Source organism: Streptomyces sp. NPDC051907, from assembly GCF_040681075.1.
GTDB lineage: Bacteria > Actinomycetota > Actinomycetes > Streptomycetales > Streptomycetaceae > Streptomyces.
In genome coordinates this window covers 1-1,417 of record NZ_JBFAYB010000241.1, presented here as the reverse complement: position 1 = coordinate 1,417, position 1,417 = coordinate 1, and the positions used below count along the sequence as shown (strand labels likewise).

Annotated in this window: 1 rRNA gene; it reads right to left on the bottom strand. The window is 56.7% G+C overall.

The window, feature by feature from the left end:
- Window positions 1–21: 21 nt before the first annotated feature.
- Window positions 22–1,417, bottom strand: a 23S ribosomal RNA gene (locus tag AB0M39_RS42075); the annotation flags it as partial.

The window sequence follows — 1,417 nt, the reverse complement described above, 5'->3', positions numbered from 1 at the left end:
ACACAGTGGACGCGAGCAACTGAGGACAAGCCCTCGGCCTATTAGTACCAGTCAGCTCCACCGGTTGCCCGGCTTCCACATCTGGCCTATCAACCCAGTCGTCTACTGGGAGCCTTACCCTCTCAAGGAGGTGGGAGTCCTCATCTCGAAGCAGGCTTCCCGCTTAGATGCTTTCAGCGGTTATCCTTTCCGAACGTAGCCAACCAGCCATGCCCTTGGCAGGACAACTGGCACACCAGAGGTTCGTCCGTCCCGGTCCTCTCGTACTAGGGACAGCCCTTCTCAAGACTCCTACGCGCACAGCGGATAGGGACCGAACTGTCTCACGACGTTCTAAACCCAGCTCGCGTACCGCTTTAATGGGCGAACAGCCCAACCCTTGGGACCGACTCCAGCCCCAGGATGCGACGAGCCGACATCGAGGTGCCAAACCATCCCGTCGATATGGACTCTTGGGGAAGATCAGCCTGTTATCCCCGGGGTACCTTTTATCCGTTGAGCGACGGCGCTTCCACAAGCCACCGCCGGATCACTAGTCCCGACTTTCGTCCCTGCTCGACCCGTCGGTCTCACAGTCAAGCTCCCTTGTGCACTTACACTCAACACCTGATTGCCAACCAGGCTGAGGGAACCTTTGGGCGCCTCCGTTACCCTTTGGGAGGCAACCGCCCCAGTTAAACTACCCATCAGACACTGTCCCTGATCCGGATCACGGACCCAGGTTAGACATCCAGCACGACCAGAGTGGTATTTCAACGGCGACTCCACGACCACTGGCGTGGCCGCTTCAAAGTCTCCCACCTATCCTACACAAGCCGAACCGAACACCAATATCAAACTGTAGTAAAGGTCCCGGGGTCTTTCCGTCCTGCTGCGCGAAACGAGCATCTTTACTCGTAGTGCAATTTCACCGGGCCTATGGTTGAGACAGTCGAGAAGTCGTTACGCCATTCGTGCAGGTCGGAACTTACCCGACAAGGAATTTCGCTACCTTAGGATGGTTATAGTTACCACCGCCGTTTACTGGCGCTTAAGTTCTCAGCTTCGCAACCCCGAAAGGTCACTAACCGGTCCCCTTAACGTTCCAGCACCGGGCAGGCGTCAGTCCGTATACATCGCCTTACGGCTTCGCACGGACCTGTGTTTTTAGTAAACAGTCGCTTCTCGCTGGTCTCTGCGGCCACCCCCAGCTCAAGGAGCAAGTCCTCTCACCGGTGATGGCCCCCCTTCTCCCGAAGTTACGGGGGCATTTTGCCGAGTTCCTTAACCATAGTTCACCCGAACGCCTCGGTATTCTCTACCTGACCACCTGAGTCGGTTTAGGGTACGGGCCGCCATGAAACTCGCTAGAGGCTTTTCTCGACAGCATAGGATCATCCACTTCACCACAATCGGCTCGGCATCAGGTCTCAGCCTT